This is a genomic window from Microbacterium sp. AK031 (assembly GCF_024807145.1).
Lineage (GTDB): Bacteria > Actinomycetota > Actinomycetes > Actinomycetales > Microbacteriaceae > Microbacterium.
Genome location: NZ_JANUCA010000001.1, coordinates 927,293 through 942,930, shown reverse-complemented (window position 1 = coordinate 942,930; position 15,638 = coordinate 927,293). Strand labels below are relative to the sequence as shown.

At 66.0% G+C, this 15,638-nt stretch carries 14 protein-coding genes; 8 read left to right on the top strand and 6 right to left on the bottom strand.

Translation table 11 applies throughout. From position 1 onward, the window contains the following. Positions 1–25 precede the first annotated feature (25 nt). Positions 26–784, bottom strand: a complete 759-nt coding sequence (gene ppgK, locus HDC95_RS04515) for a polyphosphate--glucose phosphotransferase (protein WP_259061987.1) — start codon at positions 782–784, stop codon at positions 26–28. A 92-nt stretch (positions 785–876) separates the two neighbouring features. On the opposite strand from ppgK, the gene HDC95_RS04510 reads away from it, so the two are divergent. The 5 genes from HDC95_RS04510 (at position 877) to HDC95_RS04490 (ending at position 7,048) form a co-directional block, all read left to right on the top strand. After that, positions 877–1,110, top strand: coding sequence for an SPOR domain-containing protein (locus tag HDC95_RS04510; RefSeq protein WP_259061986.1), 234 nt, complete (start codon positions 877–879; stop codon positions 1,108–1,110). A 10-nt stretch (positions 1,111–1,120) separates the two neighbouring features. After that, the gene (locus HDC95_RS04505) at positions 1,121–2,458 is read left to right on the top strand and encodes a glutamine synthetase family protein (RefSeq protein ID WP_259061984.1); all 1,338 of its coding nucleotides are present in this window, start codon (positions 1,121–1,123) and stop codon (positions 2,456–2,458) included. Between the two features lie 4 nt (positions 2,459–2,462). Next, a complete protein-coding gene (locus HDC95_RS04500) occupies positions 2,463–5,438 on the top strand; it encodes a bifunctional [glutamine synthetase] adenylyltransferase/[glutamine synthetase]-adenylyl-L-tyrosine phosphorylase (protein WP_259061982.1) in 2,976 nt (991 codons plus the stop codon). 36 nt (positions 5,439–5,474) lie between these two features. After that, positions 5,475–6,389 (top strand): diacylglycerol kinase family protein, encoded by a 915-nt coding sequence (locus HDC95_RS04495; protein WP_259061980.1) that lies wholly within the window; start codon positions 5,475–5,477, stop codon positions 6,387–6,389. A 122-nt stretch (positions 6,390–6,511) separates the two neighbouring features. Further along, positions 6,512–7,048, top strand: coding sequence for a DUF1801 domain-containing protein (locus HDC95_RS04490; RefSeq protein WP_259061978.1), 537 nt, complete (start codon positions 6,512–6,514; stop codon positions 7,046–7,048). Here the strand turns inward: HDC95_RS04490 and HDC95_RS04485 are convergent. After that, positions 6,978–7,583 carry a hypothetical protein gene (locus HDC95_RS04485; RefSeq protein ID WP_259061977.1) on the bottom strand — a complete coding sequence of 202 codons (606 nt, stop codon included), beginning with the start codon at positions 7,581–7,583 and terminating at the stop codon, positions 6,978–6,980. The genes HDC95_RS04490 and HDC95_RS04485 overlap by 71 nt on opposite strands. A 195-nt stretch (positions 7,584–7,778) precedes the next feature. Next, positions 7,779–9,203, bottom strand: a complete 1,425-nt coding sequence (gene glnA, locus HDC95_RS04480; RefSeq protein ID WP_259061975.1) for a type I glutamate--ammonia ligase — start codon at positions 9,201–9,203, stop codon at positions 7,779–7,781. A gap of 121 nt (positions 9,204–9,324) precedes the next feature. Here glnA and HDC95_RS04475 point away from each other — a divergent pair, with 121 nt between their 5' ends. After that, a complete protein-coding gene (locus HDC95_RS04475; protein WP_259061974.1) occupies positions 9,325–9,720 on the top strand; it encodes an RDD family protein in 396 nt (131 codons plus the stop codon). Positions 9,721–9,725: 5 nt separating this feature from the next. Here the strand turns inward: HDC95_RS04475 and HDC95_RS04470 are convergent, their stop codons facing one another. Next, entirely contained in the window at positions 9,726–10,214 is a 489-nt protein-coding gene (locus HDC95_RS04470) for an ATP-dependent zinc protease (RefSeq protein ID WP_396652671.1), read from the bottom strand. A gap of 17 nt (positions 10,215–10,231) precedes the next feature. Here HDC95_RS04470 and HDC95_RS04465 point away from each other — a divergent pair, with 17 nt between their 5' ends. Beyond that, positions 10,232–11,416 (top strand): RimK family alpha-L-glutamate ligase, encoded by a 1,185-nt coding sequence (locus HDC95_RS04465; protein WP_259061972.1) that lies wholly within the window; start codon positions 10,232–10,234, stop codon positions 11,414–11,416. A 28-nt stretch (positions 11,417–11,444) separates the two neighbouring features. Here the strand turns inward: HDC95_RS04465 and HDC95_RS04460 are convergent, their stop codons facing one another. Next, positions 11,445–12,155: a DUF4191 domain-containing protein gene (locus HDC95_RS04460; protein WP_259061971.1), complete on the bottom strand. Its 711-nt coding sequence runs from the start codon at positions 12,153–12,155 to the stop codon at positions 11,445–11,447. Between the two features lie 146 nt (positions 12,156–12,301). On the opposite strand from HDC95_RS04460, the gene HDC95_RS04455 reads away from it, so the two are divergent. After that, positions 12,302–13,723, top strand: coding sequence for a hypothetical protein (locus HDC95_RS04455; RefSeq protein WP_259061970.1), 1,422 nt, complete (start codon positions 12,302–12,304; stop codon positions 13,721–13,723). A 13-nt stretch (positions 13,724–13,736) separates the two neighbouring features. Here the strand turns inward: HDC95_RS04455 and sucB are convergent, their stop codons facing one another. After that, entirely contained in the window at positions 13,737–15,578 is a 1,842-nt protein-coding gene (gene sucB / locus HDC95_RS04450; protein ID WP_259061969.1) for a 2-oxoglutarate dehydrogenase, E2 component, dihydrolipoamide succinyltransferase, read from the bottom strand. Between the last annotated feature and the right edge of the window lie 60 nt (positions 15,579–15,638).

Here is a 15,638-nt window from a genome sequence, read left to right as displayed (position 1 = left end):
CCTTCGTCGGTTCAGTGCGTGGGGATCAGTCGGCTGCGAGCGATGCAGCGCCGATGATTCCGGACGAGTTGCGGTGGATGGCCGGGATGATCGGCGTGTTCAGCTCGAGCAGGGGGATGAACTTCTCCGGGTGCTTCGAGACACCGCCGCCTACGACGAAGAGGTCAGGGCTGAAGAGGAACTCGACATGCGAGAAGAACACCTGCAGGCGGGCCGACCATTCCTCCCACGACAGGTTCTCGCGCTCCATCGCCGAGTACGCCGTCCACCTTTCAATGGACGCGTCCCCGACGGCCGTGCCGTTGTAGAGCAGGTGGCCGAGTTCGGTGTTCGGCAGCAGCACGCCGTCGTACAGGAACGCCGAGCCGATGCCGGTGCCCAGAGTCGCCAGGATCGTGAGGCCATCGACGTCGCGTGCCGCGCCGTGACGCACCTCTGCGACGCCTGCAGCATCCGCGTCGTTCACGAAGGTGATGTGACGGCCGAGGCCGTCCTCGAAGAATTTCTCCGCTTCGAAGCCGATCCACGCGTCCGAGACGTTCGCCGCAGAAAGCGTCTTGCCGTTCTTCACGATCGCGGGGAACGCGACGCCGAGAGGCAGATCCGATTCCCGAACTTCGAGTGTGTCGAGTACCTCGTTGACGGCTTTGAGCACGTCTTCCGGCGATGCGCCCTTGGGGGTGTCGACCCGAACACGATCCGATTCGAGTGCCCCCTTTTTTAGGTCGACAATGCCCGCCTTGATGCCTGTGCCGCCGATGTCGACGCCGATCGCTTTTGCCATGGTCAATAGCCTAGCGAGCGGCCGCGACGACAGTAGGATCGTGACAGAAGCTTACGAAGGGAGCTGCCATGTCTCGCGGTGAGGATTCATACATGTCCAGCGGGGAGCGCAAGTATTGGTACAACACCGATACCGGTGAGGTCGAGTACGGCTACATCTCGCCTGCGGTCGACAGAATCGGCCCCTTCGACACCGCTGAGGCAGCGGCAGGTGCGCTCCAGATGCTGCGCGCGCGCTCGGAGGCCTGGGCTGCGGAAGAAGCCATCGATGAGGATTGGCGCAAAGCGACCGACGTGCGCAAGACCGATGTGGATGGGAAGCACTAGTCATATGGGAATGGACAAGCAGCGAGACTTCGTGCTGCGCACGATCGAAGAGCGTGGCGTGAAATTCGTGCGTCTGTGGTTCACCGACGTGATCGGCACGCTGAAGTCCGTGGCGATCGCGCCGGCCGAGGTCGAGGGCGCGTTCGCCGAAGGCATCGGTTTCGACGGCTCTGCCATCGAAGGGCTGACGCGGACGTACGAGTCGGATCTGCTTGCGCAGCCCGACCCGACGACGTTCCAAACGCTGCCGTGGCGGGGCGAGATCGACCCGACCGCTCGCATGTTCTGCGATCTCACCACGCCCGACGGGCAGCCTGCCGTCGCCGACCCGCGGCATGTGCTCAAGCGCACGCTCGCGAAGGCCGCTGACGCCGGCTTCACCTTCTACACGCATCCCGAGATCGAGTTCTACCTGCTCAAGTCATCGCTGATCGGGCCCGACGGCCCTGTCCCCGTCGACTCCGCCGGGTACTTCGACAACGTCCCCGGTGGAACGGCACACGACTTCCGCCGGCGCTCGGTGCGGATGCTGGAAGACCTGGGCATCTCGGTCGAGTACAGCCACCACGAGGGCGGACCGGGCCAGAACGAGATCGACCTGCGGTACGCGGATGCGCTCACCATGGCCGACAACATCATGACGTTCCGCACGGTGGTCAAAGAAGTGGCGATCGAGCAGGGCGTGTATGCGACGTTCATGCCGAAGCCGATGAGCGACCAGCCGGGCAGCGGCATGCACACGCACATGTCGCTGTTCGAAGGCGACCAGAACGCCTTCTGGGAGGAGGGCGCCCAATACCAGCTCTCCAAGACCGGACGGCACTTCATCGCGGGTCTCCTCAAGCACGCCAACGAGATCGCCGCCGTCACGAATCAGTTCGTGAACTCGTATAAGCGGCTGTGGGGCGGCGACGAGGCACCGAGCTTCGTGACCTGGGGCCACACGAACCGATCCGCTCTCATCCGCGTGCCGATGTACAAGCCGCACAAGAGCCAGTCCTCGCGCGTCGAGTACCGCGGGCTCGACTCTGCCGCCAATCCGTATCTCGCATACGCGCTGCTGCTCGCCGCAGGGCTCAAGGGCATCGAGAACGAGTACGAGTTGCCGCCAGAGGCCGAGAACAACGTGTGGTCGCTCAGCGATGCGGAGCGTCGTGCGCTCGGATACTCGTCATTGCCTGCCAGCCTCGACCATGCGCTCGAGTACATGGAGTCATCGGAGCTCGTCGCCGAGACTCTCGGCGAGCAGGTTTTCAATTACGTGCTGCTCAACAAGCGCAAGGAGTGGGAAGCGTACCGCGGTCAGGTGACCCCGTTCGAGCTGAAGAGCAACCTCGAGCTTCTCTGAGCCGATGGCTCGATCGGATTCCACGTTCTCGCTGTCGTCCCTCGCGCGGGTCGGCTTCGCCGATCTGAGTACAGCCGCTGAGGTCCTTGAAGAGCTCTCGGCGCTGGTCGACATCGAGCGATCGACGCTCGTCGACGGTGCAGCGTGTGCGGATCCCGACGGCGCGGCCGGGGGGATGGTCAGAGTGGCGCGCCGCGACCCGAGCGCACTGCAGCAGGTGCTGCGTGACGATGAAGCGCGCGGCATGTGCTGGCGCGTGTTCGGTGCGTCCAACGGTCTGGCCGACTTCTTCCTCCGACACCCCGATCAGCTCTCAGTGCTCGCCGAGGTCGGTCCGCTGGTGCCGAGTGCGGTGACGCTGAGCGAGCGTCTGCTCGACTCCGTCGGTGCGAAGGACGGCTTCGCGGAGACGGCAGACGATTCCGCGCTGGTCGCACTGCGGATCGCGTACCGTCGCTCGCTCGCCGAGATCGCCGCCGTCGATCTCTCAGCCGCCGAACCCGCGCTGCGCATCGCAGCGGTGTCGGCTGCGCTCGCGGACGCAGCCGGCGCAGCTCTGGAGGCATCGCTTGCAGTGGCGCGCACGCGAGTCGCCGGCACTCGTCCACGTGACGAAGTCGCTCTCACGCGGCTGTCGATCATCGGAATGGGCAAGGCCGGCGCCCGCGAGCTCAACTATGTGAGCGACGTCGACGTGATCTTCGTCGGTGGCACCGGCGACGAGGAGCGACTCGAAGAGGGGCGCTCCATCGACATCGCCACCAAGCTCGCGATCGAGACGATGCGCGGGCTGGAGGGCATCGAGATCGAGCCGCCGCTGTGGGAGGTCGACGCGAATCTTCGCCCAGAGGGCAAGCAGGGGGCGTTGGTGCGCTCGCTCGGCTCTCACCTGGCCTACTACGACAGATGGGCGAAGAGCTGGGAGTTCCAGGCCCTCCTCAAGGCACGCCCGCTCGCAGGGGACCCTGTTCTCGGTGAGGCCTACATCGAGGCCGTACAGCCGAAGATCTGGTCGAGTGCCGCGCGAGAGAACTTCGTGGACAGCGTGCAGCGGATGCGCGAGCGCGTCACGGAGCACATCGACCCCGAAGACGCCGCACACCAGATCAAGCTGGGCACCGGCGGTCTGCGCGACATCGAATTCACCGTGCAGCTGCTCCAGCTGGTGCACGGACTCACCGATCCGAGCCTGCGCACGAAGGGAACACTGGAGAGCCTGGACGCGCTCGTCGCCGGCGGATACATCGGGCGTGAGGATGCGGCGACGTTCGCCACCGACTACCGGACCCTTCGACTTCTGGAACACCGGTTGCAGCTGCGCGAACTCTCCCGCACGCACCTCATGCCAAGAACCGCTGACGAGCTGCGGATTCTGGCCAGAGCCACCGGACTGGCTGACACCGGAGAGGGCATCTGGGCTCTCTGGGAGAGCGTTCGGCGCGAGGTGCGCGACATCCACACCCGCCTGTTCTATCGGCCGCTGCTGAGCGCTGTGGCCGCACTACCGGAAGAGGAGCGCACGCTCTCGACCGCGCAGGCCCATGATCGCCTCGCAGCGATCGGGTTCCGCGATGCTGCCGGCGCGCTGCGTCATATCGGCGCGCTCACCTCTGGCATCAGCCGCAAGGTCACGATCCAGCGCCACCTCATGCCGATCATGGTGCGGTGGTTCGCGGACGGCAGCGACCCAGACTATGCACTGCTCGCCTTCCGAAGGATCAGCGAACGGCTGGGGGACACCTCTTGGTTCCTCCGGATGCTGCGCGATTCCTCCGGCGCGGCCGAGAGCCTCACGCGCCTGCTGTCGGCGTCACGCTACATCGGCGAGCTCATGGAGTGGATCCCCGAATCGGTGGCATGGCTGGACAGCCCCGAGCGGCTTCGCCCACGCGCCGCATCGCAGCTCTACGAAGAGGCACGGGCGATCCAGACGCGTCACAAGTCGGTCGGCCCCGCACTGAAGGCCGTACGTGCGTTGAGGCGGCGGGAGTTGCTGCGTACCGCCATGGGCGCGGTATTGGACGTGCTGACCATCGAAGAGCTCGCGACCTCGCTCACCGCCATCACCGACGCGACCATTCAGGCAGCGCTGAGGGCTGTGCGCCGCGAGGTCGTGCCGCCCGAAGATGACGCGCTCGACTTCGCCGTGATCGGCATGGGGCGGTTCGGCGGTGCGGAGCTCGGATTCGGATCGGATGCCGACATCCTGTACGTCTACGACGCCAACGGAATCGATCCGCAGCGCGCGCAGACGCTCTCGACGAAGCTCGTCGCCGGTCTCCGGGAGCATCTGACCGACCATCGTGTGCCGCTCGACCTCGATGCGGATCTGCGCCCGGAGGGGCGCCAGGGACCCGTGGTGCGATCCATCGCCGCGTACACCGAGTACTACCGGCGCTGGTCCGTGTCATGGGAAGCACAGGCGCTGTTGCGCGCGCGTGGCGTGGCAGGCAGCTCGCAGCTGCTGATGAAGTTCATGCAGCTGGCAGACAGCATCCGCTATCCGGAGCAGGTCGATGAGCAGGGGCTGCGCGAGATCAAGCGGATCAAGGCGCGGGTGGAGGGCGAGCGGCTTCCTCAGGGTGCTGACCCGCATCGTCACCTCAAGTTGGGGCCTGGATCGCTCAGCGACGTCGAGTGGCTGGTTCAGCTCGTGCAGCTGCAGCACGCCCATGCGGTGCCGGCGCTTCGTACGACGTCGACTCTGGACGCCCTGCAGGCGGCCGTGGATGCTGAGCTCGTGCCGGCCGACGACGCGGAGAAGCTGCGTGGGGCATGGCTGTTGGCGAGCAGGCTGCGTTCGGCGATCACCCTTCGAACCGGGCACACGTCCGACATGCTCCCCGCCGACAGGCGTGAACTCGATGCGATCGCCCATCTGCTCGGCTATCCTGACCGCTCCGCCACGGCCGTCGAAGAGGACTATCTCGGCGTCACCAGGCGCGCACGACGGGCGTTCGAGAATCTCTTCTACGGCTGAGTTGCGCGATCGCCATCACTGGCTCAGGCTGAGCACATGACAGCGACGAAGATCGGCATCATCTGGAACCCGTCGAAGATCGACGAGGGCACACTGCGCTCGGCAGTGGATGACGCGCTGGACGGTGATGTGCAGTGGTGGGAGACGAGCGAGGACGATCCTGGGCTAGGTATGGCGAAGGAAGCCATCGCCGCAGGCTGCGAGACGGTGATCGCCGTCGGCGGCGACGGCACCGTGCGTGCGGTCGCAGAAGGGCTGGCCGGGTCGGATGCTGCGCTCGGCATCGTGCCGCAGGGCACCGGCAACCTGCTCGCGCGCAATCTCGAAGTGCCGTTGGATGACATTCCCGCTGCCCTCGCGCGGATCAGCGCCGGAGAGACCAGGCAGATCGATCTCGGCTGGGTGAACACCGGCGGCGAAGATCAGGCCTTCATGGTGATGGTCGGTTTCGGCATCGATGCGCAGATGCTCGTGGAGACGGATGACGACCTGAAGGATCGCGCCGGGTGGCTCGCCTACGTCGAGGCGATGGGGCGCGCGATGGCCGGCACCGAGATGACCGGCATCACGCTTGCTCTGGATGGGGGAGGCGCGCAGGAGGTGCGCGGTCACACTCTTCTGATCGGCAATTGCGGCATGGTGCAGGGCGGTGTGCGCCTGCTGCCGGACGCGAAGCTCGACGACGGGCTGCTCGACCTGCTGCTGGTGAGCGCAGACGGCGCACTGCAGTGGCTCGACACCGTGCGCTCAGTGGTCTGGGACAACGGCATCCGTCGTCTGCTGACCCGTGATGAGACCGCGGTGAGCACAGAGTCCACCCGCCACCTCACGGCAGAGCGCATCCGGGTCGAGCTCGAGCAGCCGCTGGCCTTCGAAATCGACGGTGAAGAAGTGGGCGAGGTCTCATCTTTCGACGTCCACGTGCAGGCCGGCGGGCTTCGCGTGCATTGAGCGCTCGCGGTCGATCCGCCTGATTCACGCGGAGACAGGGAGGGATTCAAGACGCCTCCGGTCGCGGGCCGGCCGTAGCGTGGATGTCACATCACCGAATACGCAATGCGGAGGAAAGTTCGATGACTGAGACGCCCTCGACGAAGGATGGATTCTCCGCTCAGGAGCGCGCCGCGATGAAAGAACGCGCGGCGGAGCTGAAGGCGGATGCGAAACGCGCGAAGGGAGCCGAGAAGGCCGCTGCGGAGGAGGCTGATGTGCTGGCGAAGATCGCACAGATGCCTGACGGCGACCGCCAGATGGCGGAGCGCGTCCATGCGATCGTCACGACCGTCGCTCCCGAGCTCGCTCCCAAGCTCTACTACGGTCAGCCCGGCTACGCGCGTGACGGCAAAGTGCTGTGCTTCTTCCGCAGCGGGCAGATGGACAAGGAGCGGTACTCGACGTTCGGGTTCAGCGTTCAGGCCGAGCTCGACTCCCCGGACGGATTCTGGTCGACAGCGTATGCGTTGCAAGACCCCTCCGAGCAGGCATGGGAACGTCTGAAACTCTCAGTCGGTACTCGTCGAGGCCGAGATTCCCGCCGGATCAGATCGTCTGCACGTAGGGCACCACGAGAACGGCGTCCGTGTACCCCGGTGAAGAGAAGCGGATGGTGATCGCACCATCCCAGAAAGTGGATGCGCCGATCTGCGTCTCTGCACCGTACATGAAGCCATTCATCGTCTCTCCGTCATAGCTGGAGGTTGTCAGAACCTGGGTGGTGCCTGCACCCGGCGAAGTCTGGAACGCGAAGGTCGTGTGAAGCTGATCATCTGCAGCGCCTTGCACGGTCGTCCAGCCGACGATGCCAGCGTCGCCGCCGGGAATGTTCCCCTTGTAGAGGTAGAGCCCTTCGGCGCCGGTGTTCGAACCGGTGCCTTGCCACGTGACGGTGGCCGTGACCGTCGTCGCCGCAGTGGCAGGGGAGGAGAGCGTGAGCTGCCCGCTCAGCCGGAACTCGGAGCTCCACTGCGGTCCAGTGAAGGTGAGAGTCACGCCAGTCGCGTCGATGGTGTCGCCACTCGCTGCGTGCGCGGGCACGGCCACCGCAGCGGCCACGATCGGGACAGACCAGGCTGCGGCAGCGAGAGCCGTGCGTCGCGAGATCGCGGGGAGAGGGGAGGAAGCAGAGCTTGCGTTGGCTTCGGGCACGGAGCTTTCCTTCTCGACAAGTGCGACAAGATGTCGACACCGCGATGCATCGGTGCGCGATCACTCTAGCAGCGCAATTCAAGCCGGACGGAGCATCTCGTCGCGGATTCCGATCGCAGCGATACTCAACGCACGAGAGAACCCCCGGAGTGCGGACTCGGGGGGTTCTCTCGTGCTGGAATCGGCGTTAGAAGGTCAGACTCCGTAGTAGAGCTCGAACTCGAACGGGTGCGGACGCTGCGCCATCGGCAGGATTTCGTTCTCGATCTTGTAGGAGATCCAGGTCTCGATGAGCTCGGGCGTGAAGACGCCGCCTTCGAGCAGGAACTGGTGGTCGTCACGGAGTGCGTCGAGCGAGTCCAGCAGGGAGTTCGGCACCTGGGGGATGTTCTTGGCCTCCTCAGGCGGAAGCTCGTAGAGGTCCTTGTCGACCGGCTCGTGCGGCTCGATGCGGTTCTTGATGCCGTCGAGGCCGGCCATAAGCTGGGCGGCGAATGCGAGGTACGGGTTGCCCGACGCATCCGGTGCGCGGAACTCGATGCGCTTCGCCTTCGGGTTGGAGCCCGTGATCGGGATGCGGATAGCAGCCGAGCGGTTGCCGGCCGAGTAGACCAGGTTGACCGGAGCCTCGAAGCCCTTGACCAGACGGTGGTAGCTGTTCAGCGTCGGGTTCGTGAAGGCGAGCAGCGCCGGCGCGTGAGCCAGGATGCCGCCGATGTACCAGCGAGCGACGTCGCTGAGCTGGCCGTAGCCTGCCTCGTCGTAGAACAGCGGCTTGCCGTCGCTCCACAGCGACTGGTGCGTGTGCATGCCGGATCCGTTGTCGCCGTACAGCGGCTTCGGCATGAAGGTCGCCGACTTGCCCCACTCTTCTGCGGTGTTCTTGACGATGTACTTGAACTTCAGGATGTCGTCTGCCGCGTGCACCATCGTGTCGAAGCGGTAGTTGATCTCCTGCTGCCCACCGGTGCCGACCTCGTGGTGCGAGCGCTCGAGGATGAAACCCGCCTCGATCAGCTTGAGGGTGATGTCGTCCCGGAGGTCAGCCGTCTTGTCGACTGGGCTGACCGGGAAGTACCCGCCCTTGTACGGCGTCTTGTTGCCGAGGTTGCCGCCCTCTTCGTCACGGCCGGTGTTCCAGGCGCCTTCTTCGGAGTCGACGCTGTAGAAGCTCGAGTTCGCGGTCACCGAGTAGCGGACGTCGTCGAAGATGTAGAACTCGGCCTCGGGGGCGAAGAACGCCGTGTCGGCGATGCCAGTGGAGACGAGGTACTTCTCTGCCTTCTTGGCGACCTGACGCGGGTCCTTCGAGTAGATCTCGCCGGTGCGCGGGTTGTAGATGTCGAAGAGCATCACGAGAGTGCTCGCCTCGCGGAACGGGTCGACGTACGCCGTGGTGACGTCGGGGATGAGCTGCATGTCGGACTCGTGGATGCTGGCGAATCCGCGGATCGACGAGCCGTCGAACAGCTGGCCGTCGGTGAAGAATGCCTCGTCGACCGTCGACGCGGGGATGTTGAAGTGCTGCTGGACACCGGGCAGATCAGTGAAACGGATGTCAAGGAACTTGACGTCGTTCTCCTTGATATAGCTCAGAACCTCGGACGAATCGGTGAACATTTATCACTCCAGATGATGCGGATCGGGGCCTTGAAGGCTGCAAGCAGGTTATGGCCGGAGGGTTACCCGGCCATGTCCTCTATGTTTCCGCCATGTTACAGACCGCCGGTAGACTGAGGAGGTGACGGATGCTGAGTACACGTACCCCGGTGAACATCTCGGCCTTCCCTCAACCGGCCCACGCAGCATCGCCAGGGTCGGCCGTCGCATCGGCGCTCTCGCCATCGACTGGGCCGCAGCCGTGATCATCTCGATCGCGTTCTTCCAATACGACTCGATCGCGACACTTCTGATCTTCGCGGTCGTGCAGATCGTCTTCATTCCGACGATCGGCGGCAGCCCGGGTCACCGCATCCTCGGAATGCGTCTGGTGATGCTGGGCGGCGGCTGGGTCGGCCTCTGGCGTCCGATCGTGCGCACACTGCTGCTCGTCGTCGTGATCCCCGCAGTGATCTGGGATCAGGACCAGCGTGGACTGCACGACAAGCTCGCGGGCACGGTCCTGATCCGGGCCTGACGCGGTCAGTGTCGGCCGCGGTTGCGGCGGCGGGTCTCCTTCGGCGCTCGGCCGCCCAGGAACGAGCGCGCCGGATCCACGATGAAGCCGCGCCGCAGCGCCTCGCGACCGATCAGCATGCGAAAGCCCATCTCATCGCGATTGCTGAGCGTTACCTCTGATACGACGAGCTGGTCGACGAGGCGGATCGCCAGAAGCACGACGAGTCGCTGCTGGGCGTGTCCGGAAGAGCTGCGGACCGCCCGTCTGTCGTGCACAGGGCATTCGACGATCGTGGCATCCGCGTTGGTGTGCTGCCAGGGATTCACCCGGAAGCGCACCCATGCCTCGCCCTCTCGTTCGAACTCCTCGACGTCGAACGCGTGCAACGACGAGGTACGCGCACCCGTGTCGACCTTGGCCTTGATCCAATCGACACCGGCGTCGGGCAGGCTCACCCATTCACGCCACCCCGTAAGAGTGTTTGAATGAGATGTCTTCGTCACCCGATATATCTTGGCAGGAAACACACGTGAAGCTCGCCGTTCTCTCCCGCGCTCCGCAGGCGTACTCGACGCAACGCCTCCGCGCGGCTGCACTCCAGCGCGGGCATACCGTCAAGGTGCTGAACACGCTGAAGTTCGCGATCGACCTGACGGCGGACGAGCCCGACCTGCACTACCGAGGTCGCCCGCTGAGCGACTACGACGCGATTTTGCCCCGCATCGGCAGCTCGATCACATACTTCGGCACCGCAGTGGTGCGTCAGTTCGAGCAGATGGACGTGTACACGCCGAACACGGCGAACGGCATCTCCAGCGCACGGGACAAGCTTCGAGCGAATCAGATCCTCTCCCGTCACAACATCGCCATGCCGGCGACGGCGTTCGTGCGCAACCGCGCGGATGTGCGGCCGGCCATCGAGCGGGTCGGCGGCGCACCGGTTGTCATCAAACTGCTGGAGGGGACTCAGGGGATCGGCGTCATTCTCGCCCCGCAGGTGAAGGTCGCTGAGGCGATCATCGAGACGCTGCATTCCACGAACCAGAACGTGCTGATTCAGAAGTTCATCGCCGAGAGCAGGGGACGCGACATCCGGGCGCTCGTCGTCGGCGATCGTGTCGTCGCGGCGATGCGACGTGTCGCTGCGGGCGACGAGTTCCGCTCGAACGTGCATCGCGGCGGCAGCGTCGAGCGCGTTCAACTCGAGCCAGCGTACGAGCAGGTGGCGGTGCGATCCGCGCAGATCATGGGCCTGCGGGTGGCCGGCGTCGACATGCTGGAAGGCGACGAAGGCCCGTTGGTGATGGAGGTCAACTCCTCACCGGGCCTTCAGGGCATCGAGCAGGCCACCAACCTCGATGTCGCCGGCGCGATCATCGACCACATCTCGGGACAGGTGGCTTTCCCTGAGATCGACGTTCGCCAGCGACTGACCGTGTCAACGGGCTACGGCGTGGCAGAGCTGCTCGTGCACAACGCTGCGGAGCTCGTCGGCAAGACTCTGGGGGACTCCGGGTTGTGGGAGCGCGACATCACCGTGCTGACGCTGCACCGCGGCGTCAGCGTCATTCCCAATCCGCGCAAACATGTGGTGCTCGAGGCCGATGATCGACTGCTGTGCTTCGGCAAGCTCGAGGAGATGCGCGGAATGGTCCCCGAGCGTCGCCGTCGTAGGGCGAAGGTGCGTCGTCTGCCGAAGGAGCCGTTGAGCTGACGGGCTTTGCCCCTGACGGGGTCGCAGCTCAGCGCGGACGCTGAGCGCGGACCTTCGTCGGGTCGATGCCCTTCGGGATCGGCAGCGACGACACCGACTGCGAGACCGAGTCGATACGGCGGATGACGGCAGCCATGGTCGTCTTGTTGATCGCCTTGGGGAGCTTCTTGATCGTCTTCGAGAGGTCGGCGATCGCGACTTCATCGTCGCCGTGGCCCACATAGAACACGTGCACAGGAACGCCGTTCGCGACGCGCTGAGCCTTGCTTCGCTCCTCGTTCACCAGACGGGTGAGGCGGCCGCGAGCTCCTTCGCCGACGACGACGATGCCCCCGCGGCCGACCGCGCGGTAGACGGCTTCCTGCGTCTTCGGGTTGATGCCGACAGGAGTGTCCGAGGACTGCCAGTTGCGGCCGAGGCTCGTGCTCAGCACGTGGCCGGAGGCGCCGGGCATGCCATCGATCTTGGCGTACATCGCGTTGGTCGACAGGCGCGTCATCAGGAACAGCGCGCCGAGCACGCCGAGCATGAGCCCCGTGATCGCCCAGAGCACGAGTGTCCACACTTGGAACGGCGGAATGAGATAGCCGACCACGAGGCCGAGCAGGATGCCGGCGACGAGGATCGCGATCTGAGCCCAGGGGAGCCAGCCGTACACCTCACGCGTGAACCGGAACAGGGACTTGATCTGGGAGAAGAACCCCGGACGCTTCTCGGGTTCTGGAGCACGCTTAGCCATGGATACAAGACTACCGAGTCCTCGCGCGCTCCACGTGCGCGTTCGCGCCCGGCGCACTCGCCCTGCACATTTCGGAGAACTTCCGGTCTGTCCACATTCGGCTGCTTCCCGCGGCGGGCGAGGGCGCACTGCGCTGTGATGGGGTGATGACCGAGACGGATGCTGCCGCCGACCGTGCCGCGCTCGTACCAGGGGTGCATCGCCTGATCCGTGCCGTCGATGGGAAGGAGGGCCCATTCGCCGGCACGCTCGTGGCGTTCGATGATTCCGTTGCGGTCTGCGTCGACGTCGAGCAGCTCAGAGAGTGGGCCGGGTGGGTGTTCTCTGATGCGGAGCACGTGTGCGGCGTACTCGACGTCAGGCGCCGCATGGATGGCCACGATGCTCTGTTGCCCTGGTGCACCCAGCGCGTCGAGACGTTCCTGGGGCGTCGGGACGCGTCCGATTCGCCGCTCGCACCGGGGGAACTCGGAACCCTCGTCGTCAGTCTGCTACGCGGTGTGCGTGAGCTGGGGGCGGATGCTGACGTGCTCGGCGATTGGTGGCTGACCGGCGACGGGCGTCCCTTGTTCGTGCACGGCGAGGGCGGAACCGCAAGGGCGCGCACCGCCGCGCTCCTCGAGCGGTTGGGACGGCAGCAGGCGGATCGCGCCACGGTGCGCGCCCTGGAGGAGGCAGCCACCGCAATGCGCGGACCGCGACACCCGGTCGACGACGATCGCCGCTGGGAGGAGCAGCTGTTCGCGCGCGCGGCGCCGCGCGCGCTGCAGCTTGATGTGTTCGCACCGGAGCGAGTCAGCGATGTGGCACCGCGGCTGGTGGCAGCGGATGCGGCGTCTCGCGAGGCCGAGAGCGGAAGGCGTCGGCGAAGGACGCAGGAGCGCGTGGAGTCCGCTGCTGCGGGTCTGCTGCGTTCTGTGACGGAGAGGGTGGGCGAGCAAGTCAGCCTTCTGCGCGATCGGCGCCCCGCGCGATCGGCGCGCGTCGAGCGGCCCGGCGGTGCAGGCCACGCAACGATGTCAAAGCCGTCGCGGCGCCGCTCGATGCTGGTGGCCGGCGCGCTCGGTGCGGCCGTGTTGATGGTCGGTCTGCTCTGGCCAGGGGACGATGGTGGTTCCTCTGCCGACGCGTCGTCGGAGAAGGTAGACGCAATCGCCGGCTCTGTCGAAGGTGCGGGCGACGACGAGACCGGCGCGGCCGAGACTTCGAAGCCTGCCGCGACGCCGTCGCAGCTTCCGCCCGAGTCACCGCCCGTGTCTCCACCCGAAGGGAGCGCGCCGCTGGGTGCGGTGCCCGCACTGCTTGATGCGATCAGCGCATGTGTCACGGCCGCCGCTGCGACCTGTGCCGATGCCGTCGCCGAGGGCGCCCGGACTCCGTCCGACGGCGTCGCGGTCCGTGGTGCATCCGGCAGCACGGCGACGCTGGTGGACGACTACGGTGACGTCGCGGTCATCAGGCTGACGCCCATCGAATCCGGAGCCGACGAGCAGATGATGGTTCTCGAACGCCAGAACGACATCTGGCTGGTGCGCGACGTGTATGACGTCGCGCACCAGCCAGATTAGGTGCGAGCGGTGCTCAGATCCCGAGGTCCCCCGCGAAGTTCGCAGCCTCGAGGCGGGCCTTGATCGCTCCGAGGAAGCGCGCGGCATCCGCACCGTCGATGATGCGGTGGTCGTACGACAGTGCCAGATAGACGTACGAGCGCACGGAGATCGCGTCGACACCGTCGACCTTGACCAGACCAGGACGCTTGACGACCGTGCCGGTGCCGAGGATCGCAGACTGCGGCAGGAACACCACGGGGGTGTCGAAGAGCGCGCCGCGCGAGCCGGTGTTGGTCAGCGTGAACGTGCCACCGGCAAGCTCGTCGGGCTTCAGCTTGTTGTCACGTGTGCGCGCAGCCAGGTCGGCGATCTCGTGCGCGATCTGGGCGAGGTTCTTCGACGCCGCATCGCGCAGCACCGGAGTCAGCAGCCCGCGCTCGGTGTCCACGGCGATCGACACGTTCTCGGTGGCCGGGTAGACGATGTTCTCGCCGTCGACGGTGGAGTTGACGATCGGGAACGCCTGCAGCGCCTCAGCCGTGGCGAGAGCGAAGAACGGCAGGAAGGAGAGCTTGTCGCCCGTCTTCTGCTGGAAGTCCGCCTTGACGCTGTCGCGGTAGTTGGCGACGTTCGTGACATCGACCTCCACGACCGTGGTGAGCTGTGCGGTCTGCTGCATCGACTCGACGGCGCGCTTGGCGAGAACTTTGCGCAGACGCGACATCGGCTGTGTCGTTCCCCGCAGCGGCGAGACCTCGAGCGGCGCGGGCGCGGCGGCTGGTGCTGCAGCAGCCGGTGCGGCGGTCTTGGACTCGGCGGCCTTGAGGACGTCTTCCTTGCGGATGCGTCCTCCGACGCCGGTACCCTTGACGGTGGCGAGGTCGACGCCCTGCTGCGACGCGAGACGGCGCACGAGCGGAGTGACGTAGACGTTGTCGCCGTCAGTCGACGCAGGAGCGGACTCAGCGGATGCCGGAGCCTGTGCCGCCGGTGCGGGGGCGGCCTGAGCCGGGGCTGGTGCAGGCGTAGCGGCGGGAGCCGGTGCCGCGGCGGGCGCAGCAGCTGGTGCGGCCTCGGCAGAGGGTGCCGGTGCTGCTTCCGCTGCTGGAGTTTCGGCAACAGGTGCCGCAGCTTCCGGTGCAGGAGCGGCGGGCGCCTCGGCGGCAGGAGCGGCGGGTTCCTCGGCGGCAGGAGCTGCCGGGGCACCGGAGCCCACGCGTGCAAGCACGCTGCCGACCGCGATGGTCTCGTCTTCCGCTGCGAGGATCTCCTGCAGGACGCCGGCGACGGGGGAGGGGATCTCCGTGTCGACCTTGTCGGTGGAGATCTCCAGCAGCGGCTCGTCGACGGCGATCTCGTCGCCGACCTGCTTCAGCCAGCGGGTGACGGTGCCTTCCGTGACGCTTTCGCCGAGCTCGGGGAGCACGATGTCGGTGGCATCAGCGGACGCGGACGGAGCCGGTGCTGCCTCAGCCTCAGCGGCGGGAGCAGCAGGTTCAGTAGCCGGTGCTGCGTCAGCGGCCGGAGCGGCCTCGGCAGCAGGTGCGGCTTCCGCGGCGGGTGCTGCCTCGGCAGGTGCGGCCTCAGCCTCAGGCTCAGCGGCTGCCGGAGCATCCGAGGCGGGCGCCTGAGCGCTGCCATCGCCGATGCGTGCCAGCAGGGCGCCGACCTCGACGGTCTCGTCTTCGGCGACCAGGATCTCTTCGATCACGCCGGTGACCGGCGAGGGGATCTCGGTGTCGACCTTGTCGGTCGAGATCTCGAGCAGGCCTTCATCCGCCTGCACGGTGTCTCCCACCTGCTTCAGCCAGCGGGTGACCGTACCCTCTGTGACGCTCTCACCGAGAGCGGGGAGGACCACGGATGTGCTCATGACGGAGTCTCCTTCAAGAATGTTTGTGACATGTTCAGCTTAGTGACCCTGACACCGGTT

Bases quoted from the DNA above. Each gene is read 5' to 3' on its own strand.
- ppgK (WP_259061987.1), bottom strand. From the start codon at position 784: ATGGCAAAAGCGATCGGCGTCGACATCGGCGGCACAGGCATCAAGGCG.
- HDC95_RS04510 (WP_259061986.1), top strand. From the start codon at position 877: ATGTCCAGCGGGGAGCGCAAGTATTGGTACAACACCGATACCGGTGAG.
- HDC95_RS04505 (WP_259061984.1), top strand. From the start codon at position 1,121: ATGGACAAGCAGCGAGACTTCGTGCTGCGCACGATCGAAGAGCGTGGC.
- HDC95_RS04500 (WP_259061982.1), top strand. From the start codon at position 2,463: ATGGCTCGATCGGATTCCACGTTCTCGCTGTCGTCCCTCGCGCGGGTC.
- HDC95_RS04495 (WP_259061980.1), top strand. From the start codon at position 5,475: ATGACAGCGACGAAGATCGGCATCATCTGGAACCCGTCGAAGATCGAC.
- HDC95_RS04490 (WP_259061978.1), top strand. From the start codon at position 6,512: ATGACTGAGACGCCCTCGACGAAGGATGGATTCTCCGCTCAGGAGCGC.
- glnA (WP_259061975.1), bottom strand. From the start codon at position 9,203: ATGTTCACCGATTCGTCCGAGGTTCTGAGCTATATCAAGGAGAACGAC.
- HDC95_RS04460 (WP_259061971.1), bottom strand. From the start codon at position 12,155: ATGGCTAAGCGTGCTCCAGAACCCGAGAAGCGTCCGGGGTTCTTCTCC.
- HDC95_RS04455 (WP_259061970.1), top strand. From the start codon at position 12,302: ATGACCGAGACGGATGCTGCCGCCGACCGTGCCGCGCTCGTACCAGGG.
- sucB (WP_259061969.1), bottom strand. From the start codon at position 15,578: ATGAGCACATCCGTGGTCCTCCCCGCTCTCGGTGAGAGCGTCACAGAG.